Origin of the sequence: Caulobacter sp. D5, from assembly GCF_003185805.1 — a bacterium.
GTDB lineage: Bacteria > Pseudomonadota > Alphaproteobacteria > Caulobacterales > Caulobacteraceae > Caulobacter.
The window spans coordinates 1-20,763 of sequence record NZ_QHJY01000147.1 but is presented as its reverse complement, the minus strand read 5'-3'; the positions used below and the strand labels follow the sequence as shown (position 1 = coordinate 20,763).

The window sequence follows — 20,763 nt, the reverse complement described above, 5'->3', positions numbered from 1 at the left end:
GGGCCGGAGGGGGAGGCCGCCGTGAGGCGGCCTTCTCTGTTTCAGAACCCCGGCGCCACGATCGCCCGGGCCTGGGTCTCGTCGCAGCGGATCTGGTCGATCATCAGCTCGATGCTGTCGAACTTCAGTTCCGGGCGCAGGAAGGCGATCAGCTGGGTCTCGATGACCTGGCCGTAGAGATCCTCGTCGAAGTCGAACAGCCAGGTCTCCAGCCGCGTCTCGACCTCGCCGGTGGTCGGGTTGTTGCCGAGGTTGGCCACGCCCGGGATCACCCGGCCGTCGGGCAGGCGGGTGCGGGTGGCGTAGACGCCGAGCTTGGGCACCACGTAGTCGACGATCTCGACATTGGCGGTGGGAAAGCCCAGCTGGCGGCCCAGCTGCTGGCCGCGGCGCACCACGCCCTCGATGGCGAAGGGGCGACCCAGGATCCGGGCGGCTTCCTCGGGCTTGCCGGCGCGCAGGGCCTCGCGGACGCCGGTGGAAGAGAACTTCTCGCCGTCGCGGTTGGCCACGGGTTCGGCGACCGAGACCGAAAAGCCCAGCTCCTCGCCATAGGCCTTCATGGCCTCGGGGCTGCCGGTGCGGCCCTTGCCGAACGAGATGTCGAAGCCGACGGCGACGTGGCGGATGCCCAGGCCGTCGTGCAGCACGCGCTCGGCGAAGGCCCGATCGTCCAGCGTGGCCATCTCGAAGTCGAACGGCAGCAGGTAGAGGAAGTCGACGCCCAGATCGCTGAGCAGGCGGGCCTGCTGCTCGACCGTCATCAGCCGGAAGGCCGGCTCGGTGGGGCGGAACAGGCGCCGGGGGTGCGGGTCGAAGGTGACCACGCCCAGCGGGACCTTCAGTTCGCGCGCGGCCCGGGCGGCCTCGGCGATCACCTGCTGGTGGCCGCGATGGACGCCGTCGAAATTGCCCAGGGCTACGGCTGCGCCCTTCTCCTCTGGCGCTACGTCCTTCCAGCCATGGACGATCTTCAGGCGCACGCGCGGATCCATGCTCAGGCGCCCTTCTTCGGAACCAGGACCACGGCCTCGCCGTCGACCACGGCCTTCTTGCCGACGATGCAGGTGGTGGAGAGGGTGACGCGGCCCTTGGCCTCGTCGATGGCGGTGACCGCCACCTTGACCACGACGGTGTCGCCGATGCGCACCGGCCGCTTGAAGTTCAGCGATTGCGACAGATAGACCGCGCCGGGACCGGGCAGGCTGGTGCCCAGCGCCGCCGAGATGTAGCCGGCCGACAGCATGCCGTGGGCGATGCGCTCGCCGAAGCTGGTGCCCGCCGCATAGTCGGCGTCGAGGTGGACGGGGTTGGTGTCGCCGGTCACGTCGGCGAAGGCCTGGATGTCGGCCTCGCCCACGGTGCGGCTGAGTTCGGCGCTCTGGCCGACGCTCAAGTCCTCGAGAAAGAGACCCATGCGATCCCCGATCCTGCGTTCTTATTGCTCTTAGACGGGCTTTGTAGCGCGCCGGGCGGGGTTCACCAGACCAGATCGGCGATGGCGTGGGTCGCGCCGACGCTTTCGGCGGCCAGCAACTGGGCCACGGCCTCGGGCGACAGCAGGCCGTCGGCGCCGAGGGCCTTCTCGCCGTGGATGCCCTTGGCGATGAACAGGCAGGCCAGCTTCTGGTTCTCGGCGCCCAGCACGTCGGTGATGACGCCGTCGCCGATGCAAAGCACGCGCGAGCGATCGACCGGGCCGCCCTTCAGGCGTTCGGCCTGCGCCAGGGCCAGGTCGTAGATCGCCGCGAACGGCTTGCCGGCCATCACCACCTTGCCGCCCAGCTCCTCATAGAGGTCGGCCAGGGCGCCGGCGCAGTAGATCAGCTTGTCGCCGCGCTGCACCACCCGGTCGGGATTGGCGCAGATGAACAGCAGGCCGCGATCGGCGGCGACCTTCAGGCGGTCGCGATAGTCCTCGGGGACTTCGGTCTCGTCGTCATAGAGGCCCGAGCACAGGATGAAGTCGGCGTCCTCGCAGCCGGCCAGCGTCAGGTCCAGCCCGGCCCACAGCGGCGCGTCGCGGTCGGGGCCGACCTTCCAGACCTTCTTGCCGGCCTGGGGCGTCAGCAGCGAGCGCGTGGCGTCGCCGCTGGTGACGAAGGCGCTCCAGGCCTCGCGCTGCACCTTCAGGCCGTCCAGCTGCGACAGCACGTCGGCCGAGGGGCGGGGGGCGTTGGAGATCAGCACCACCGGGCCGTGGTCGCGGTTGAAGCGCTCCAGGGCGTCGCACGCTTCCGGGAAGTTGCGCACGCCGTTGTGGATCACGCCCCACACGTCGCAGAGCACAACGTCGTAGCGGTCGGTCAGGGCGGAGAGGCCGGCGGGAAAGTCGATCATGGCAGGGCGGGTACCGGGCGAGAGTCCGAGCGTCAATGGCGGGCGAGCGGCGAGCCGGAAGGGCGCGGCCGCGCTTCGCATGTGGTGATCGCTCGCGAAGATATCAACAGTGTCTGTTGATAGGTATTTCTCTCAAAATGGGAAGTAACGGTGTTCGATATTGTAGGTAATTTATCTACGGAATTTAATAATTTGCGATTCACCTTACAATAAGAAATGGCGACTATTTCTCATCGACAGGGGGCGGCGGAAGAATTCCGAGCCTGTTTTGTAAGTGAGTTAGTATAGTGCGTAACGTTGCTATGAAGTCGGCTCTGTTCTGCTCGGCCATCGCGATCTCGATCTTTGCCGCTCAAGGCGCCTTTGCTCAAACCACGGCCGGCACCGGCGCGACCGCCACGGGCTATGACACCGCCGCCGTCGGCGAGTACGCCACGGCCAGCGGCGACTACGCCAACGCCCTGGGCGCCAGCGCCACGGCCAGCGGCTATCACGCCCTGGCGATCGGCCACGGCGCCGTCGCCAGCGGCACGGCCGCGATCCAGATCGGCGCGCACGGCGAGGCCTCGGGCGAATACTCGACCGTCGTCGGCAACTATTCTTCGGCGACCGGCGATTACAGCTCGGTGCTCGGCGCCTACGCCTCCGCCACGGGAACCAACAGCGTCGCCATCGGCTACGGCTCAGTCGCCGACGAGGACAACACCGTCTCGGTCGGCACCTCGACCTCGACCCGCCGCATCACCAACGTCTCGGACGGCGTCAACAGCACCGACGCGGTGAACCTGGGCCAGCTGGAAAGCTACAGCGCCTCGACCCTGTCCAGCGCCAACGCCTACACCGACACGGCCGTGGCCAGCATCACCTCGACCGCCAACACCTACACCGACACCGTGGCCGCCCAGACCCTGACCACGGCCAACAGCTACACCGACACCGTCGCGTCCCAGACGCTGACGACCGCCAACGCCTACACCGACACGGCCGCCGCGGCCGCGGTGACGACGGCCAACACCTATACGGACACGGCCGCCGCCGCCGCCGCGACCACGGCCAACGCCTTCACCACGGCCACCGCCGCCACGACCCTGAGCTCGGCCAACGCCTATACCGACACCAAGGCCGCCGCGACTCTGAGCGCCGCCAACGCCTATACCGACTGGCGCGTCGATACCCTGGCCACCCAGATGGACAACCGCATCAACGAGGTCTCCAGCCGCCTGAACGGCGTCGGCGCCATGAGCTCGGCCATGTCGATGATGGCCGCCAACAACGCCGGCCAGGGCGCAGGCCTGACCAACCGTCTGGCCGTGGCCGTCGGCGGCTATCGCGGCCAGGGCGCCATCGCCGTGGGCTACTCGCACAACAGCCGCGCCGTCAGCTACAACGTCGGCTTCTCGGCCACGGGCCGCGACGTGATGAGCGGCGGCAGCGTCGGCTTCGCCTGGTAATAATTTCACCCGGTAATCGGAGCGCAGAAGCGCGAGCCACGCAGAAGGCGTGAAACGACAGGGCCCCGGAGCATGCTCCGGGGCCTTTTCGCGTGGGGCTCAGGCCGCGTCGTGGAAGATCACGCCGAGCGTACGCCGCGTTCCGCCGCGCACCTCGCTGACGCCGTGGCGCAGGATCCGGCGATGGACGCCGCGCGCGCCTTCCGCCGGCCGCTCCCGCACGGCGAAGATCACGCCCTCGCCCTGGGCCAGCGGCACGACCTGGGCGGCCGACTGCTGGCGCGGGCGCTGCTCGACCAGCACGAACTCGCCGCCCGTAAAGTCGCGCCCCGGCTCGTCGAGCAGGAAGGCGGCCTGCAGCGGAAACACGTGCTCGCCGTAGAGGTCCTGGTGCAGGCAGTTGTAGTCGCCGGGGCCATAGGTCAGCAGCAGGGGCGTCGGCCGGACCTGGCCTGCGCCGTGGCAGCGGTCGAGCATCCCCGCCAGGTCGTCTGGAAAGCGGCGCTCTTCGCCCAGCCGCTGCATCCAGCCGTTGGCGATGCGGGCCAGCGGCGGATAGAGGCCGGCCCGCAGCTTCTGCACCGTCTCGGGCAGGGGATAGGCGAAGTATTTGTATTCGCCGCGTCCGAAGCCGTGGCGGGCCATGACCACCCGGCTGCGGAACGGCGCCTCCTCGGCATAGAGCCCGGCCAGGCGGCCGCAGGTCTCCGGCGTCAGCACCGGGCCGGTGGTCGCCCAGCCGCGGGCGTCGAGCTCGGCGGCGATGCGGGTCCAGTCCAGGTTCATGCAGCGGCTTCCCGCGCCAGCAGGGCCTGCTTGCGCTCGACGCCCCAGCGGTAGCCGGAAAGCCCGCCGTCCGAGCGCACCACCCGGTGGCAGGGCGTCAGCACGGCGACCGGATTGGCCCCGCAGGCCTGGGCCACGGCCCGCACGGCCGAGGGCCGGCCGATGGCGCGCGCCACTTGCGCGTAGGAGGCGGTGGTTCCGGCCGGGATGTCGCGCAGAGCCTTCCAGACGGCGCGCTGCAGGTCCGTGCCGCGCTCGTCGAGGGCAAGGGGGAGCGTCAGGTCGCCCGGGCGGCCGCTGTCGATGGCGGCGACCAGGGCGGCGAGGGCTGGGCCGGCGGCGGCGTCATCCTCCACCAGCCGGGCGCGGGGGAAGCGGGCGGCCAGGTCCTCGCGCATCTCGGCGCGGTCCCATCCCATGATAAGCAGGGCAAGGCCCGTTTCGGAGGTCGCCGCCAGGGCCAGGCCCAGCGGCGTCTCGCCGAAGCCGTAGCTGAGGGTCTCGATCGGCTCGTCGGGCCGGCAGCGCAGGCAGGGACGCAGGCCCGCCGCCCGGGCGGCCTCGCGGGTGTCGTAGAAGGCGACGTTCTTGCGCAGCGGGCGTCCCGAGCAGCTGGGGCGACAATAGACGCCGGTGGTGCGCACGCCGCAGAAGAAGGCGCCGTCGGCGGCGCGGTCGCGGCGCTCGATCGCGGCCCAGCGGGCTTCGTCGGTGGGGTAGGCGGGAGTGGGATCGGCGGTGGTCATGTCGGGCTCCTTTCGGATCTGAGCCCACCATCGCGCCGTCGCCCGCGCCCGTCATTCCGATGCTTGCGGTCTCAGCGTTCTTCCGCCGTGGCCGTGCGATGGCCGTAGCTGAGCACCCGCGTGGCGATCCAGGTCTCGCCCTGCCGCTTCCAGACGATGACGAACTTGGCGATGCCGGCGCAGCCCTGGTCCTTCTGGCAGAAGCGGTGCTCGCCCTCCTCGACCGCGCCGAAGTCCTTGATCGGATAGATGCGCAGCGTGCCGGGGACCAGTTCGCGCCGCACCTTGCCGCAGATGTACTTGCGGGTGTTGTCGATCACCGACTGGCGCTCCCAGGTGACGCCGCCCTCGTCGTGATAGAATTCGACGTCCGGCGCGAAGGCCGCGCCGAAGGTTTCCAGGTCGCAGGCGTTGTAGGCGTCGAAGACCTTGCGGTCCTGGGCCGTGATCGTCTCGGTCAGCGACGGTTCGGCCGCCCATGCCGTGCTCGCCCCGCCCATCGCCGCCAGCAGCGCCGCCGCCATCATCGCCTTGCGCATGATCCCCTCCCTGGCATGTCGCCAGGAGCTTGGCCGGGCAGGGGGCGAGAGCCGAGTGAATTGCGGCTCATGACGCAGGCTTAATGCGAAACCGCCGCCCGGGGTGGCCCGGACGGCGGTCGAAAGGATCAGCTTGCGGGAAGGCCTACCAGTTGGCGGCGCGACGGCGCAGCGGGGCCTGGACGAAGTCGGCCGGCGGGGCGGTCTCGGCCAGCACAGCGTCGCGGATGGCCCGCGGTTCGCCGAACAGGTGGCCCTGACCGTAGCCGATGTCGAGATCGAGGATCTCGGCGATCTGGCGCTCGCTCTCCACCTTCTCGGCGATCACCTCGACGCCGTAGCGGCGCATCAGGGCGGCGAAGTCGGCGGCGTTGAGGTCGGGCAGCGAGCTCAGCACCAGCTTGCCGTCCTGCTCTTCCAGCTGCTCGAGGATCATCTCGGCGCCGACCTTGACGAACTTGACGTCGGCGCGGGCCAGGTCCTGGAAGTCGAGGTCCAGGTCGACGATCTTGTCGAGGCTGAACTGGAAGCCCAGGCTGGCCAGGCGGGCCATGTGGCGGGCCTCGACCGGGCCGCGCTGGTTGAAGGCGGTCTGGCCCAGTTCGAAGATCAGCGAGCCGGCCAGGTCCTTGTGGCCCTGAAGGAACTCGAGGAACTGCGGGAAGAAGCTTTCGTCGGCCAGGCTGGCCAGCGAGATGTTGCAGAAGATGCCGACCTTGCGGTCCTGCTTGGCCAGGCGGCGGACGATCTGCACGCAGCGGAACAGCAGCAGGTTGTCGATGGCCGTCATCAGGCCTTCGGACTCGGCGACGGCCAGGTACTCGGCCGGCATCATCACGCGGCCGGTCTCGTCGCGCAGGCGCGAGAAGCTTTCGTAGAAGACGGTGCGGCGCTGGGGCAGGCTGACGACCGGCTGCAGGTAAAGATCGACGCGGTTCTCGGCCAGGGCGTCCTGGACGATCTCCAGCATGGCGTTGACCGGGGCGGCGACGCGGGCGTTGGCGCTGGCGCTGTGGCGGGCGGCCGCGACCTGGTGGGTCAGCTGGCTTTCCAGGCGCTCGCTCATGCGCTGCATCAGGTCTTCGAGCTGGTGGACCTCGCTGGTCAGTTCGGCCGAGCGCTTCTCGGCGTCCTCGGCGACGGTTTCGACCAGGGTGGTCATGCGCGCGTCGATCTTCTCGATCTGCTCGACCAGGATGGAATGGGCTTCGCGCACGGTTTCGATGTCCAGCTTCAGCTGGGCGTTGTCGAAGACGTTGCTGATGATGCCGTGGAAAGCGAAGCACAGGCCCAGCGACCCGATGAAGGCCGAGAGGCCGACAGCAGGGGTCGCGCCCATGCGCCACAGCAGCAGGGAGACGATCAGAGCCAGGCAGAGATAGGCGCCGGTCAGAAGAGCCAGCTTTAGCCTTCGCATTTCAGGTCCCTACGAATCGCTTGCAAAAATTAATGCAACCGCTGCGGCCTTGAGTCGAATAGATTAACGCGGCTGGGCCATTACGCCGCGCATCCCCTGTTGATTTTTTTCGAGACCACCGTTCGCGGCGGCCATCCTTTCGTCGACAGTGGCGGTTAGGGCTGATAACCGTTCGCAAGTTTTCGCCGCGAGGCCCCAGATGACCGACGCCGTCCTCACCGCCGACGCCTCCATAGCTTCCGACGCCCCGACCCGCGCCCTGAGCACGGCCGCGCGAGGCGACAAGGGCGTGATCGTGGCGGTGCGCGGCGAGACCGGTTCGCCCGAGGCGGTGGCCGCCGAGGAGCTGGAGCGCCGCCTGCTGGAGATGGGCTTCGTCGAGGGCGCGCGCATCGAGATTCTGCAGGAAGGCCTCTTTGGCCGTGATCCCATCGCCGTAAGGGTGGACGACACCCGCGTGGCCCTGCGCCGCCGCGAGGCGCGCGCTGTGACCGTTCAGTTCGACGGAAAGACGCTTTGACCGACACCGCTATCCGGCCCTCGCGCATCGCGCTGGTCGGCAATCCGAATTCCGGCAAGACCGCGCTGTTCAACGCCCTGACCGGGGCCCGCCAGAAGGTCGCCAACTACGCTGGCGTCACCGTCGAGCGCAAGGAAGGCCAGCTGGTCACGCCGGGCGGCCGCACCGTCAGCGTGCTCGACCTGCCGGGCACCTACAGCTTGCGCGCCCGCAGCCCCGACGAGGTCGTCACCCGCGACGCCGTGCTGGGCCGCCTGGCCGGCGAGACCGCGCCCGACGTGCTGGTCTGCGTGGCCGACGCCACCAACCTGCGCCTGGTGCTGCGCCTGGTGCTCGAACTGAAGCAGGTCGGCCGGCCGTTCGTCCTGGCCCTCAACATGTTCGACATCGCCCAGCGCCAGGGCCTGCGGATCGATCTGGAGCAGCTGGCCCGCGAGGTCGGCGCGCCGATCGTGACCACGGTGGCGACCCGCAAACGCGGCCTCGACGAACTGCTGACCCAGGTCTACACCCTGACGCTGACCCACTCGAACGCCGTCGACAACACCTGGCGCGAGCCGAGCGCCGGCGAGATCCGCGCCGCCCACGCCGAGGCCCAGCGCATCTTCAAGACCTGCGTGCGCCCGCCCGAGCGGCCCGACACGGTGACCGGCAAGATCGACTCGGTGCTGCTGCATCCGGTGGCGGGCCTGGCGATCCTGTTCACCCTGCTGTTCGTGATGTTCCAGGCGGTGTTCACCTGGGCGACCATCCCGGCCGACGCCATCGACGGCGGCTTCGCCGCGCTCGGCGCCTTCGTCACCGCCCACCTGCCCGAGGGGCTGCTTTCCAGCTTCATCGCCGACGGCCTGATCGCCGGCGTCGGCAGCGTGCTGGTGTTCCTGCCGCCGATCCTGATTCTGTTCTTCTTCATCCTGCTGCTGGAAGACAGCGGCTACATGACCCGCGCGGCCTTCCTGATGGACAAGATCATGGGCGGGGCGGGCCTGCACGGCCGGGCCTTCATCCCGCTGCTGTCGAGCTTCGCCTGCGCGATCCCGGGGATCATGTCCACGCGGGTGATCGACAACAAGCAGGACCGGCTCACCACCATCCTGGTGGCTCCGCTGATGACCTGCTCGGCGCGGATCCCGGTCTACACCCTGATCATCGGCGCCTTCATCCCGCGGACCACGGTCAACGGCCTGTCGCTGCAGGGCCTGGTGATGTTCGGCCTTTACGCCGCGGGCATCGTCTTCGCCCTGCTGGTGTCGTTCGTCATCCGCCGCATCTTCTGGCGGGGCACGGTCGAGCCGTTCATGATGGAGCTGCCGACCTATCGCTGGCCCGAGCCGCGCAACCTGCTGCTCAACCTGTGGACCCGCGCCAAGATCTTCCTGAACCGCGCCGGCCGCATCATCATGCCTCTGATGGTGCTGGTCTGGGTGCTGTCGACCTTCCCCTATCCGCCGGAAGGCGCGACGGGGCCGGCCATCGACTACAGCATCGCCGGGCGCCTGGGCCATTTCCTGGCCCCCGTCATGCAGCCCATTGGTTTTAATTGGCAAATGACCGTGGCCCTGATCCCCGGCATGGCGGCCCGCGAAGTCGCCGTGGCGGCGCTGGGCACGGTCTACGCCGTGGGCGGGGCCGACGGCTCCACCGACGCCTTGTCGGCCACCTTGAACAGCCAGTGGTCGCTGGCCACGGCCCTGGCCTTCCTCGCCTGGTACGTCTTCGCGCCGCAGTGCATGCCCACCCTGGGCGTGGTCAAGCGCGAGACCAACAGCTGGATCTGGCCGACGGTGATGTTCGTCTACATGGTCGCCCTGGCCTACCTGGCGGCCTTCGTCGTCTACCACGTGGCCGTGGCGCTCGGGGCGGGGTGAGTCGTCGCGCGGGCGAGGCCGTGTTAGGCTTCGCCCATGACGATCCGGTTCGACATCGGAAAAGAAGGTCAGATGGCTGAACTCGTCGCCCGTGTCCGGGCTGGCGAGGAGGTCCTGCTGACGCAGGACGGCGAGGACGTAGCGACGCTCAACCTCGCGAAAACTGAGCCGCGAGTACGGGGACGGCGCATTCCCGGCCTATACGCGCATCTGGGCAAGCTCGAAGATCCCTATCTTTTTCTGCGTCCCGATCCCGAGTTGGAAGAGGCCGCCGACGGGCCGATCTTCCCAACTGAAAAATGAAGCTGCTGATCGACACCCACGTACTGATTTGGTGGTGGACCGATGTCGATCGTCTCTCGCCGTCGGCGCGTGGTTTTCTTGGCGACATCGACGTGAAGATCTACGTAAGCGCGGTCAGCGCCTACGAGATCGAGTTCAAGCGGCGACGCGACCCGTTATTGCAGAGATTGCCCGCCGATCTTCTGACAGCGGCGACCGCAGCCGGATTTCTATGGCGTGACGTCAACCCAGCGGACGCCGTCGTCGCCGGAAGATTACCTACGCACCATCGCGATCCTTGGGATCGGCTGATCGTCGCTCAAGCGATCAACGACAAGGCGCCGATCCTCAGTATCGATGGCGCCTTGGGCGCCTACGATGTCCCGATCCACTGGTAACCGACGCGCTCTACCGCGTCGGGACCGGGACCTCGCCGCGGTAGTCGTAGAAGCCGCGGCCGGTCTTCTTGCCCAGCCAGCCGGCCTCGACATATTTCACCAGCAGCGGGCAGGGGCGGTACTTGCTGTCGGCCAGGCCTTCGTAGAGCACGTTCATGATGCTCAGCACGGTGTCCAGGCCGATGAAGTCGCCCAGCTCCAGCGGGCCCATCGGGTGGTTGGCGCCCAGCTTCATGGCGGTGTCGATGGCGTCGACCGTGCCGACCCCTTCGTACAGCGTGTAGATCGCCTCGTTGATCATCGGCACCAGCACGCGGTTGACGATGAAGGCGGGGAAGTCCTCGGCGTTGCTGGTGATCTTGCCCAGCGACTTGGCGAAGGCCACGGCCGTCTCGTAGGTCGGCACGTCGGTGGCGATGCCGCGGATGATCTCGACCAGCTTCATCAGCGGGACGGGGTTCATGAAGTGCAGGCCGATGAAGCGCTCGGGGCGATCGGTGGCCGAGGCCAGGCGCGTGATCGAGATCGACGAGGTGTTCGAGGCCAGCAGGGTGTCGGGCTTCAGGTGCGGCTGCAGACCGCGGAAGATGGCCTTCTTGAGCTCTTCGTTCTCGGTGGCGGCCTCGATCGCCAGATCGGTCTGGCCGATGGCCTCGATGGCCTCGGCGGCCGCGATGCGGGCCAGCGCGGCGTCGGCCGCGTCCTGGTCGATGATGTTGCGGGTGACCTGGCGGGCGAGGTTCTTTTCGATCAGGGCCAGGCCCGCGTCGATGCGCTCGCGCGAGATGTCGTGCAGGCGGACGTCGTAGCCCGCGAGAGCGCAGACATGGGCGATGCCCGAACCCATCTGACCGGCGCCGATTACGCCGACCGTCTTGATATCAACCATGAAAATCCAAGCCTTCGCTCACGATCGCGCAAGCTCCCGGCAGGGCGCGCTGTACCGTCGCCGAAGTTCTAGCACGAGGAACCGCACGCTCGCCAAGGGCTTTGCTGCGCCGCAAACGTCGGGTGAGCGACGTTCCCCGTCCTGTTCCCGGATTATCCGCCTGTCGGAAGGCGTCAGGCGATCAGTTCGGGGTCGTTTCGCCGCAGCCAGGCGGCGGCGTAGGAGCAAAGCGGGGTGATCCGCATGCCCTCGGCCCGGGCCACCTCGGCGACCTTGACCATCAGGCGGCCGGCGGCCCCGGTGCCGCGCAGGGCGGGATCGGCCTCCACATGCGGGATGACCAGGCGATGGCCGCTGCGCTGGTAGTCGGCGAAGGCGATCAGGCCGTCGACGTCCAGCTCGTAGCGGCTCTTGGCGGGGTTGTGGCTGAAGAGGTCGTCGCTCATGGGCCTGAAACGCGAAAGGGGCGAAGGTGGATGCAGCGCAGCATCACCTTCGCCCCTCACATGGCGCTCAACGAGACGGGATCAAGCCCGCAGCTTGCCGCCCGCCTTCTCGACCGCGGCGACGACCTTGGCCGACAGGGCCTCGATCTCGGCGTCGGTCAGGGTGGCGTCGCGCGGCTGGACCAGCACCTCGATGGCCACCGACTTGGAGCCCTCCGGCACGCCGGGGCCCTCGTAGACGTCGAAGACGCGGGCCGAGGCGATCAGGGCCTTGTCGGCGCCGGCCGCGGCCTTCACCAGGTCGCCGGCCGCCTTGGCCTTGTCGGCGACGAAGGCGAAGTCGCGGCTCAGCGGCATCAGGGCCGACGGGCTGAAGGCCGGCTTGGTCTTCACGGCCTTCTTCTTCGGCTCGGGGATCGCCTCCAGGGTGATCTCGAAGCCGTAGACCGGGCCGGCGACGTCCAGCGCCTTGAGCACCGCGGGGTGGATCTCGCCGAACTCGGCGATCACCGCCTTGGGGCCCAGCTGCAGGCGGGCCGAGCGGCCCGGGTGCCACCACGACGAGGCCGAGCCTTGCGCGGTCTGCAGAGAGGCGACCGGCGCGCCGATCTCCTCGAGCAGGTTCAAGAGGTCGGCCTTGATCGTGAACACGTCCTCGGCCGAGCGCTTGTCCCAGGCGCGCGGCGGGCGCGGGGCCAGGATGCCGGCGACGACCGTGCGCTGGTCCTTGGGACCATCGCCCAGGAACACCGGGCCGACCTCGAACAGGGCCGCGTCCGGGAAGCCCTGGCGGGCGTTGCGGCCGGCGGCCTCGATCAGGTTGGGCAGCACCGACGGGCGCATGCAGTCCAGTTCCGAGGCGATCGGATTGGCCAGCACCAGGGCGTCGGCGCCGCCGCCGAACAGCTGGGCGGTGGCGCGGCTGGTGAAGCTCCAGGTCACGGCCTCGGCGTAGCCGGCCGCGGCCAGGGCGCGGCGGGCGGCGCGGGCGCGCACCTGGCGCGGGGTCAGCACGCCGCCGACGGCGCGGGCGACCTCGGGCAGGGGCGTCGAGGGCAGGGCGCCGTAGCCGGCGATGCGGGCCACTTCTTCCACCAGGTCGGCCTTGCCGTGGGCGTCGCGGCGGAAGCTCGGCGGGGTCACGCAGACCACGCTCTCGGCGTGGGTGGCGAACTCGGCGACGGGCACATCCTTGGGCGGCTCGACCTTGAAGCCCAGGGCCTGGAGGATCTCCAGGCTCTTTTCCGGCGCGATCTCCAGGCCCGACAGGGCCTGCACATAGGCCGGATCGAACAGGATCGGGCCGGGCGCGGCCGGGGCCTCGCCGGCGATGACGACTTCCGAGGCCTCGCCGCCGCACAGCTCCAGGATCAGCCTGGTGGCCAGGTCCAGGCCCGGCACGACCGAGCCGGTGTCGACCGTGCGGGCGAAGCGGTACTGGGCGTCGCTGTTGATGCCGGTCTCGCGGCCGGTCTGGGCGATGCGGATCGGCTCGAACCAGGCGCTCTCGACGAAGACGTCGACGGTGGCTTCCGAGCAGCCCGTGCTCTCGCCGCCCATGACGCCGCCCAGGCCGATCGGGCGCTCGCCGCCCGCGTCGGCGATGACGCACATGGCCGGGGTCAGCTCGTAGGTCTTGCCGTCCAGCGCGATCAGGTGCTCGTCGCCGTTCAGGCCGTGGCGGCCCAGGCGCGCCTCGATCTTGGTCCCCGACAGCAGCGCCGCGTCATAGACGTGCAGCGGCCGGGCGCGGTCGTAGGAGATGTAGTTGGTGATATCGACCAGGGCCGACTTCGGATTGATGCCGATGGCCTTCAGGCGCTCCTGCAGCCACTGGGGCGAGGGGCCGTTCTTGACGCCCCTGATCAGGCGGCCGGCAAATACCGGGCAGGCCTCGCCGTCGACTTCGATCGTGATCGGGCAGGGGAAGGTCCCGGCGACCGGCGCGATCGACAGGTCCTTCAGCTTGCCCACGCCGGCGGCGGCCAGGTCGCGGGCGATGCCGGCGACGCCCAGCCAGTCGGGGCGGTTGGGGGTGACCTCGAAGTCGATGACGGCTTCCAGGCCCAGCGCCACGGCGGCGGGCGTACCCACGGCCAGGTCGCCGGACAGTTCCAGGATGCCTTCCGAACCGTCGTCGGCCTCCAGCTCGGAGCCCGAGCACAGCATGCCGTTGGAGACGACGCCGCGCACCGGCTTCTCGACCAGGGTGACGCCCAGGCCGGGCACATAGGCGCCGATCGGGGCGTAGATGGTGGTCAGGCCGACGCGGGCGTTCGGGGCGCCGCAGACGATCTCCTTGCGGCCGTCGATGGTGTCGACCTGGCAGACGCGCAGGCGGTCGGCGTTGGGGTGCTGAACGGCTTCGACGATCTTGGCGACGCTGAAGGCGGCCAGCTTGGCGGCAGGGTCGGTGACGTGCTCGACCTCGAGGCCGGCCATGGTCATGGCGGCGACCACCTGGGCGGCGGTCGCTTCGGTGTCGAGGTGATCCTTGAGCCAGGAAAGGGTGAACTTCATTGCGTGGTTTCCAACGCCAGGATCTGCTGCAGGAAGGTCTCGGGGCCGGTGAAGCCGACCGCGAAGAACTGGCAGCCGATGAAGGCGCAATCCTTGAAGGGTAGGGCGCCGATGACCTTTTCACCGGCCGGGCGCAGAACGAGATTGGCGATGTCGCCGCCGTGGAAGCCGAAGTTGGTCGAGTCGAAGGTCACGCCTTCCAGCGCCAGCATCACCACCGGCCCGTGCAGGCGGCAGTTCTTGAAGGTGCGGCCGGCGACCATGTTGACGCCGCCCTGAAGCTGGGCGCGGAACAGGTCGATCAGCGAGATCTCCAAGTTCTCGAAGACCTTGGCCGAGCCGTCGATGGTCGGACGCGCGTTCATCAGCTGAGCCCCGAGGCGGGGTTCGGCGCGGCGAAGCCCGAGAAACCGTAGTGGGCGAGCCACCGGCTGTCCGACGACCACATGTCGCGCAGGTCCGGCATGCCGTACTTCAGCATGCCCAGGCGGTCGACGCCGACGCCGAAGGCGAAGCCCTGGTACTCGTCCGGATCGATGCCGCAGGCGCGCAGCACGTTCGGGTGAACCATGCCGCAGCCCAGGATCTCCAGCCACGACGTGCCCTGGCCGATCTTGATCTCGCCGCCCGAGCGGTCGCACTGCACGTCCATCTCGGCCGACGGCTCGGTGAACGGAAAGTGGTGCGGGCGGAACTGGGTGGTCACCGCGTCGGTCTCGAAGAACCGCGCCAGGAAGGTCTCCAGGGTCCACTTCAGGTGGCCCATGTGGATGCCCTTGTCGATCACCAGGCCCTCGACCTGGTGGAACACCGGCGTGTGGGTGGCGTCGTTGTCCACGCGATAGGTGCGGCCCGGCGCGATGATGCGGATCGGCGGCTTCTCGCTGACCATGGTGCGCACCTGCACGGGGCTGGTGTGCGTACGTAGCAGCATGCGTTCGCCGTCTTCCTTGCGATTGAAGAAGAAGGTGTCGTGCATTTCGCGGGCCGGGTGCTTCTCGGGGAAGTTCAGGGCCGTGAAGTTGTGGAAGTCGTCCTCGATGTCCGGACCTTCGGCCACGGCGAAGCCCATCTCGGCGAAGATCGAGACGATCTCGTCCATGGTCTGCATGGTCGGGTGGACCGATCCCTTGCGGCGGTAGGGGCCGGGCAGGGTGAGGTCGAGGGTCTCGCGGGCCAGGCGGGCGTCGAGTTCGGCCGCTTCCAGCGCGGCCTTCTTCTCGGTGATCGCCGACTGCACGCGGTCGCGCAGGGCGTTGATCGCTGCGCCGCGTTCCTTGCGCTCGTCGGGGCTCATCGCGCCCAGGGTCTTGAGCAGGCCCGAGATCGAGCCGGTCTTGCCCAAAGCGGCCACGCGGACCGCGTCTAGCGCTTGCAGGTCGGCCGCGCCGGCCACTTGGGCCAGGACGTCGGATTCGAGGGTGTTGAGATCGGTCATGACGGGGTTCCGTCTAGGCGGTTTTGACGTCGGGTGGAACCGGGTAACGCGCAGCAAAAAGCCCTCCGGCTCGCGCCGGAGGGCTTTTAAAGGATCGTTCGAGCGGTGAGGCTCGGAAGTTCCTTAGGCCAGGGCCGCGCGAACCTTGTCGGCGATGGCCTTGAACGCGACGGCGTCGTTGCCGGCGATGTCCGCCAGGACCTTACGGTCGATCACGATACCCGCCACGTCCAGGCCGTGGATGAATTGCGAGTAGGTGAAGCCTTCGGTGCGGGCGCCGGCGTTGATGCGCTGGATCCACAGCGAACGGAAGGCGCGCTTGCGCACCTTGCGGTCGCGGTAGGCGTACTGGCCGGCCTTGTCGACCGCGGCCTTGGCCGTACGGATGGTGTTCTTGCGGCGGCCGTAGAAGCCCTTCGCCTGTTCAAGAACCTTCTTGTGCTTGGCGTGGGCGGTGACGCCACGTTTAACGCGAGCCATGTGTCAGCGCTCCTCTTAAAGGCCGTAGGGCAGGTACGAACGGATGGTCTTGGCGTCAGCCTCGCTCATCACCTTCGTTCCGCGGTTTTGGCGGATGTACTTGCCGTTGTGGCCGATCAGGCGGTGGCGCTTGCCGGCGACGCCGGCCTTCAGCTTGCCCGTGGCGGTGATCTTGAAGCGCTTTTTGGCGCCCGACTTCGTCTTCAACTTAGGCATTTCGCGTCGGAGCGTTTAACGGCCCCGTCCTCTGGATAGCGAGACGAACCGCCATGGCATGCCAAATTGGCCAGGCGGTTCCGGAAAGGCGGGGTGAATACGGGAACCCCGGGTGAAAAGCAAGGCCTGGCGGACTCTTAGTCCCCAGGCCCTTACGGCGCGGCCTTGGCGCGGCGGCCCACCGTCACCGCCAGGGCGACGGCCGGCACGGTCAGCAGCGCCCCGAACCAGTAGGGACCCGCCATGGTCAGGCCAAACAGGGGCCCTGCGATCATCGGGCCGCTCATCCGCGCCAGCGAGCCGCCGGCCATGTTGAGGCCCAGCATGGCCCCCTGCTGGTCGGGCGGCGTCGCGCGCGAGATCAGGGCGGCGATGCACGGGAACACCAGCGACTGGCCAAAGGCGGTCAGGCCCACGAACAGCGGCACGAAATGGCCGCTGGGCACGAACGGGGTGATCGCCATCGACAGGCAGATGATGGCCAGGCCCGTGGTCAGCACCTTGGGCTCGCCGTAGCGGCGGGCCAGGCGTCCGGTCAGCACGCCCTGGCCCAGCGAGGCCACCACGCCGATGACGGCGAAGCACAGGCCCACCTGCTGCGGGCCCCAGCCGAAGCGGGCCGAGGTCCACAGGCCGAAGATCGCCTCCATGCCTGAGAAGGCGGCGGTGGAGACGAAGGTGACCATCAGCACCCGCGACAGCACCGGATGGGCGAAGGCGGCCTTCAGGGCCTCGCGGCGGGGCGGCGGGGGCGGGGCGTCCTTGCGGGGCGCGCGGCTCTCGACCACGAACAGGAAGACGCCCAGCGAGGCGGCCGCCGCCAGGCCCGCGGCCACGAACAGCGGGATCTGGAAGCCCAGGCGTCCAGCGTCCGGGTGGGCCAGCAGGCCGCCCAGGGCCGGGCCGACCACGAAGCCGGCCCCGAAGGCGCTGCCCAGCAGGCCCATGCGCCCGGCCCGCTTCTCGGGCGGGGTGACGTCGGCCATGTAGCCCTGGATCGTCGAGATGTTGCCGCTGGCCGCGCCGCTGAAGAAGCGGATGATGAAGGCCACGGCGATGGTCGGGGCGAAGGCCAGGGCCACGTAGGACAGGGTGTTGGCCAGGATGGTGACGATCAGCACCGGCCGCCGGCCGATGCGGTCGGACAGGCGTCCCCAGAAAGGCTCGGCCAGGAACTGGCCCAGCGAATAGGCCGAGAACAGCGCCGTTACCTGCCACGGGCTGGCGTTCAGCGCCTTGGCGTAGAAGGGCAGCAGCGGGATCACCAGCCCAAAACCCACCAGGTTGATGAACACCACCAGCAGCAGGACGTAGAGGGCGCGGGAACTGTGAACGGGCGCCGGCGCAGTTGCCGGAGCAGGAGACGTGGACATGACGGGAACCTTCGAGGCGGCTCCTCTACGCCCGATGGCTTGGAAAAGCGACTGAAATGTCAGTTTCCGGATGCGGACGATTCGAAGGGAGGCCCGCTAGGCGGCTGGCGCCTCGTCCGCCCGCGTCACCAGGATGGACTTGGCCTCGAACCGGGCGTCGCCGAAGGTCGCGGCGAACGGCACGTCGGCGGCGTCGCGGCCGAAGCCGATGGGCACCAGGCCTCCCAGCGGCGCGCGGCGGGTGGCGTCGAAGGTCCGCCAGGCGCCGTCCAGATAGACTTGGAACACCGCGTGGAAGTCGGCCGGCTGAAGGTCGAGCGCGTAGCACGAGGCGAAGCGGGCCGGCATGTCGAGCGCCCGGCACAGGGCGATGCCGATGTGGGCGAAGTCGCGGCAGACGCCCTTGCGGTCGACCAGGGTGTCGATGGCCGAGGTCGTGTCGCTGCTGGTCCCGGCCTCGTAGGTGATGGTCGCGGCGATCCAGTCGGCGATCGCCTGGACCTGGCCCAGGCCCTGGGGGCGGGCGCCGAAGGTCTGGCGGGCGAAGGCGGTCAGGCGGTCGGACGGGCAATAGCGGCTGGGGTTCAGATAGGGCAGCACGGTCGCCGGCAGGTCGTTGACCACGTCGCCGCCGATGAAGCCGCGCTGATCGACCTGCGCCCGGCGTTCGACCTGGGCGATGTAGCCGATGTCCAGCGGTCCCGGCTGGGCGAGGAAGCGGATGAAGCGGTTGCCGGCGAAGGCGTCGACGAAGAAGTCGGCGCTCACGCCCGGCGGCAGCAGGATGGTCTCGTCCAGCACCGCCTGGTCGGCGCCGTCGGCGGCCTGGATCGCCAGGATGAAGCTGGTGGGGGTCCGCACCTCGTAGCGCAGGCGGCAGTCGATCGAGAGACGCATCGCGCGGGATTCCAGGCTGGAGCGGAAGGTGGCGTCGCTAAACGCCCGACGTCGTCATTCGGACCCGCGTCGCCGCGCGGGCGTCTTCGGCGTCGGCCAGATCGCTCCATGTGCGGGCGGCGTGCTCGTGCTTGGCCTGGACGTGGGGCAGGCCGCATTTGCCGGCCGCTTCGAGAGCGGCGGCGGCCAGCGCGCGGTACTCCGGCGCGCGTAGGGGATGTCTCAAGGGGGAAGCTCCTCGCCGGCGGCGAAGTCCGAGGCGGGCTCCACGCTCCATCATATGGGGCCGAACGGCGCCGAAAGCGAGCGGGCGCGGTGAAGGGGGCGAAGACCGGCGCGAAGCCTCGATGTCCTTTTCTGTCCGCTCTTCGTCCGTCAGCTTCCTTATTCGCCTTGAACGCAAAGGCTAGCTTGCGGCATCGTCATCGCCACGGAGCAACGCAAATGTCCGCCGCCACCGCCCTGATCGTCGTCGACGCCCAGGATTCCTTTCGCCAGCGCGCCTCATGGGATCCGGCCGTGGCCGCGGTCTATCTGGAGCGCCAGCAGGCCCTGATCGACGGCGCCAAGGCCCGGGGCCTGCCGGTCGTGCAGATCCTGCACGTCGAGGCCGAGGGGCTGTTCAGCCTGGCCTCGGGCCATGTGCGCACGGTGGAGGGGCTGTCGTTCGAGCCCGACGTCACCTTCCACAAGCCCGCCCACAGCGCCCTGGCCGGCACCGGCCTGCTGGTCTGGCTGATCCGCAACCGCATCGGCAAGGTGATCGTCAGCGGCATCCGCACCGAGCAGTGCTGCGAGACCACCACCCGCCACGCCTCGGATCTGGGCTTCGCCGTCAACTACGTCACCGAGGCCACCCTGACCTTCGACATGACCGACCGCCACGGGCGGGTCTTCACCGTCGACGACATCAAGGCTCGCACCGAACTGGTGCTGCACGAACGCTTTGCCCGCATCGCCACCGTGGAAGAGGCCCTCGAAGCCGCATGACCGAGCCGCCCGCCGTCATCCCCGTCTTCGTCGTCCTGCCGCCGCGCACCCTGCTGCTCGACGTGGCCGGACCGCTGGAGGTGCTGCGGCGGGCGACCTTCGAGCCCGGCGCGCCCGGCTTCGCCGTGACCTATGTCGCCGCCCGGCCGAGCGTGGAAAGCTCCATCGGCCTGACGCTGGCCGGGATCCAGCCGCTGCCCGAGGCCCTGCCGGACGGGGCGCTGGTCATCGTCTCGGGCAATGTCGACCAGGTGCTGGGCGGGGAGGGGGCCTCGGCGGCGGACGCCGAGGACGAGGCGGCCATCGTCGCCTGGCTGGCCCGCGCCGTGCGGCCGGGCGTGACCCTGGCCTGCATCTGTTCGGGCAGCCTGCTGGCGGCGCGGGCGGGGCTGCTGGCCGGCAGGGCCTGCACCACCCACCACGCCTGCACCGAGGAGCTGGCGCGCCTGGCGCCCAGCGCCCGGGTGCTGGAGGATCGCCTGTTCGTCGAGGACGGCGAGCGGCTGACCAGCGCCGGCGTCACCTCGGGCGTCGATCTGATGCTGCATCTGGTCGCCCGGCTGCGCGGCCCCGCCCAGGCCGTGTCGATCGCCCGCCAGATGGTGGTCTATCTGCGCCGGGGACCGTCCGACCCGCAGCTGTCGCCGTGGCTGGAGGGGCGCAACCACGTCCATCCGGCCATCCATCGGGTGCAGGACGCCATCGCCGCCGACCCGGCCCGCGACTGGAGCCTGGAGGTCCTGGCCGGCCTCGCCGCCGCCAGCCCGCGGCACCTGTCGCGGCTGTTCAACGCCCATGCCGGCATGAACCTGACCGACTACGTCAACCGCCTGCGCCTGGCGCTGGCCAGCGAGATGCTGTCGGCGACGCGGCTGGACATGGAAAGCGTCGCCGAGCGGGCCGGCTTCGCCTCGACCCGCCAGCTGCGGCGCGTCTGGAGCCGCCACCACCCCACGCCGCCCAAGGCGGCGCGGGGCGCGGCGAAGGCCTTGGCCTAGCGCGTATCGACATTCAGCTGTTCGCGACCTTCAAATCCGTGTCTCCCCGCGAAGGCGGGGATCCAAACTGGATTTCAGGATGAGGCGCGGCCGTGGATCGACCGCAACATCGGCTTGGATCCCCGCCTTCGCGGGGATGCTCGGTGAAAAATGAGCTCAGGCCGGTGAA

General features: G+C 69.1%; 24 protein-coding genes. 7 read left to right on the top strand and 17 right to left on the bottom strand.

The window, feature by feature from the left end; translation table 11 throughout:
• Positions 1–41: 41 nt before the first annotated feature.
• From DMC18_RS10875 to DMC18_RS10865, 3 genes are all read right to left on the bottom strand, one after another.
• Positions 42–983: a bifunctional riboflavin kinase/FAD synthetase gene (locus DMC18_RS10875; RefSeq protein WP_110119099.1), complete on the bottom strand. Its 942-nt coding sequence runs from the start codon at positions 981–983 to the stop codon at positions 42–44.
• A 14-nt stretch (positions 984–997) separates the two neighbouring features.
• Entirely contained in the window at positions 998–1,417 is a 420-nt protein-coding gene (locus DMC18_RS10870) for a MaoC family dehydratase (protein WP_110119094.1), read from the bottom strand.
• A gap of 62 nt (positions 1,418–1,479) precedes the next feature.
• Positions 1,480–2,340, bottom strand: a complete 861-nt coding sequence (locus tag DMC18_RS10865) for a TIGR01459 family HAD-type hydrolase (protein ID WP_110119095.1) — start codon at positions 2,338–2,340, stop codon at positions 1,480–1,482.
• Positions 2,341–2,642: 302 nt separating this feature from the next.
• On the opposite strand from DMC18_RS10865, the gene DMC18_RS27175 reads away from it, so the two are divergent.
• The gene (locus DMC18_RS27175; RefSeq protein ID WP_110119096.1) at positions 2,643–3,791 is read left to right on the top strand and encodes a YadA-like family protein; all 1,149 of its coding nucleotides are present in this window, start codon (positions 2,643–2,645) and stop codon (positions 3,789–3,791) included.
• A 99-nt stretch (positions 3,792–3,890) separates the two neighbouring features.
• Here DMC18_RS27175 and DMC18_RS10855 read toward each other — a convergent pair whose 3' ends face one another.
• The 4 genes from DMC18_RS10855 to DMC18_RS10840 form a co-directional block, all read right to left on the bottom strand.
• Positions 3,891–4,577 (bottom strand): 2OG-Fe(II) oxygenase, encoded by a 687-nt coding sequence (locus DMC18_RS10855; protein WP_110119097.1) that lies wholly within the window; start codon positions 4,575–4,577, stop codon positions 3,891–3,893.
• On the bottom strand, positions 4,574–5,323 hold the full coding sequence (locus DMC18_RS10850) for a methylated-DNA--[protein]-cysteine S-methyltransferase (protein ID WP_110132932.1): 750 nt from the start codon (positions 5,321–5,323) through the stop codon (positions 4,574–4,576). Before DMC18_RS10850 ends, DMC18_RS10855 begins: the two co-directional genes overlap by 4 nt.
• A 71-nt stretch (positions 5,324–5,394) precedes the next feature.
• Entirely contained in the window at positions 5,395–5,862 is a 468-nt protein-coding gene (locus tag DMC18_RS10845) for a nuclear transport factor 2 family protein (protein WP_233245206.1), read from the bottom strand.
• Between the two features lie 145 nt (positions 5,863–6,007).
• Positions 6,008–7,279 carry an EAL domain-containing protein gene (locus DMC18_RS10840; RefSeq protein WP_110119100.1) on the bottom strand — a complete coding sequence of 424 codons (1,272 nt, stop codon included), beginning with the start codon at positions 7,277–7,279 and terminating at the stop codon, positions 6,008–6,010.
• Positions 7,280–7,478: 199 nt separating this feature from the next.
• On the opposite strand from DMC18_RS10840, the gene DMC18_RS10835 reads away from it, so the two are divergent.
• From DMC18_RS10835 to DMC18_RS10820, 4 genes are read left to right on the top strand one after another with little or no spacing between them, the layout of a single operon-like run.
• A complete protein-coding gene (locus DMC18_RS10835; protein WP_110119101.1) occupies positions 7,479–7,799 on the top strand; it encodes a FeoA family protein in 321 nt (106 codons plus the stop codon).
• A complete protein-coding gene (feoB, locus tag DMC18_RS10830; RefSeq protein WP_110132931.1) occupies positions 7,796–9,667 on the top strand; it encodes a ferrous iron transport protein B in 1,872 nt (623 codons plus the stop codon). The genes DMC18_RS10835 and feoB overlap by 4 nt, the downstream gene beginning before the upstream one ends.
• 36 nt (positions 9,668–9,703) lie before the next feature.
• Positions 9,704–9,970, top strand: a complete 267-nt coding sequence (locus tag DMC18_RS10825) for a hypothetical protein (protein WP_110119103.1) — start codon at positions 9,704–9,706, stop codon at positions 9,968–9,970.
• Positions 9,967–10,347 carry a type II toxin-antitoxin system VapC family toxin gene (locus DMC18_RS10820; RefSeq protein ID WP_110119104.1) on the top strand — a complete coding sequence of 127 codons (381 nt, stop codon included), beginning with the start codon at positions 9,967–9,969 and terminating at the stop codon, positions 10,345–10,347. Before DMC18_RS10825 ends, DMC18_RS10820 begins: the two co-directional genes overlap by 4 nt.
• A gap of 10 nt (positions 10,348–10,357) precedes the next feature.
• Here the strand turns inward: DMC18_RS10820 and DMC18_RS10815 are convergent, their stop codons facing one another.
• The 10 genes from DMC18_RS10815 to DMC18_RS10770 form a co-directional block, all read right to left on the bottom strand.
• Positions 10,358–11,236 carry a 3-hydroxybutyryl-CoA dehydrogenase gene (locus tag DMC18_RS10815; protein WP_110119105.1) on the bottom strand — a complete coding sequence of 293 codons (879 nt, stop codon included), beginning with the start codon at positions 11,234–11,236 and terminating at the stop codon, positions 10,358–10,360.
• Positions 11,237–11,409: 173 nt separating this feature from the next.
• Positions 11,410–11,682: a GNAT family N-acetyltransferase gene (locus tag DMC18_RS10810; RefSeq protein ID WP_110119106.1), complete on the bottom strand. Its 273-nt coding sequence runs from the start codon at positions 11,680–11,682 to the stop codon at positions 11,410–11,412.
• 81 nt (positions 11,683–11,763) lie between these two features.
• A complete protein-coding gene (gene pheT, locus DMC18_RS10805; protein WP_110132930.1) occupies positions 11,764–14,202 on the bottom strand; it encodes a phenylalanine--tRNA ligase subunit beta in 2,439 nt (812 codons plus the stop codon).
• Positions 14,199–14,567: a hypothetical protein gene (locus DMC18_RS10800; RefSeq protein ID WP_110119109.1), complete on the bottom strand. Its 369-nt coding sequence runs from the start codon at positions 14,565–14,567 to the stop codon at positions 14,199–14,201. Before DMC18_RS10800 ends, pheT begins: the two co-directional genes overlap by 4 nt.
• Positions 14,567–15,640: a phenylalanine--tRNA ligase subunit alpha gene (pheS, locus tag DMC18_RS10795; RefSeq protein WP_110119110.1), complete on the bottom strand. Its 1,074-nt coding sequence runs from the start codon at positions 15,638–15,640 to the stop codon at positions 14,567–14,569. The genes DMC18_RS10800 and pheS overlap by 1 nt, the downstream gene beginning before the upstream one ends.
• 123 nt (positions 15,641–15,763) lie before the next feature.
• Positions 15,764–16,120 carry a 50S ribosomal protein L20 gene (gene rplT, locus DMC18_RS10790; protein ID WP_058347692.1) on the bottom strand — a complete coding sequence of 119 codons (357 nt, stop codon included), beginning with the start codon at positions 16,118–16,120 and terminating at the stop codon, positions 15,764–15,766.
• A gap of 15 nt (positions 16,121–16,135) precedes the next feature.
• Entirely contained in the window at positions 16,136–16,336 is a 201-nt protein-coding gene (gene rpmI, locus DMC18_RS10785; RefSeq protein ID WP_018061454.1) for a 50S ribosomal protein L35, read from the bottom strand.
• A 152-nt stretch (positions 16,337–16,488) separates the two neighbouring features.
• Complete coding sequence (locus DMC18_RS10780) at positions 16,489–17,709, bottom strand: MFS transporter (RefSeq protein ID WP_110119111.1); 1,221 nt, start codon at positions 17,707–17,709, stop codon at positions 16,489–16,491.
• Between the two features lie 96 nt (positions 17,710–17,805).
• Positions 17,806–18,606, bottom strand: coding sequence for a transglutaminase family protein (locus DMC18_RS10775; protein WP_110119112.1), 801 nt, complete (start codon positions 18,604–18,606; stop codon positions 17,806–17,808).
• A 37-nt stretch (positions 18,607–18,643) separates the two neighbouring features.
• Positions 18,644–18,832 carry a hypothetical protein gene (locus tag DMC18_RS10770; RefSeq protein ID WP_110119113.1) on the bottom strand — a complete coding sequence of 63 codons (189 nt, stop codon included), beginning with the start codon at positions 18,830–18,832 and terminating at the stop codon, positions 18,644–18,646.
• 218 nt (positions 18,833–19,050) lie between these two features.
• On the opposite strand from DMC18_RS10770, the gene DMC18_RS10765 reads away from it, so the two are divergent.
• Both DMC18_RS10765 and DMC18_RS10760 read left to right on the top strand, forming a co-directional pair.
• Complete coding sequence (locus tag DMC18_RS10765) at positions 19,051–19,596, top strand: cysteine hydrolase family protein (protein ID WP_110119114.1); 546 nt, start codon at positions 19,051–19,053, stop codon at positions 19,594–19,596.
• Entirely contained in the window at positions 19,593–20,594 is a 1,002-nt protein-coding gene (locus tag DMC18_RS10760; RefSeq protein WP_110132929.1) for a GlxA family transcriptional regulator, read from the top strand. Before DMC18_RS10765 ends, DMC18_RS10760 begins: the two co-directional genes overlap by 4 nt.
• Positions 20,595–20,763 lie beyond the last annotated feature (169 nt).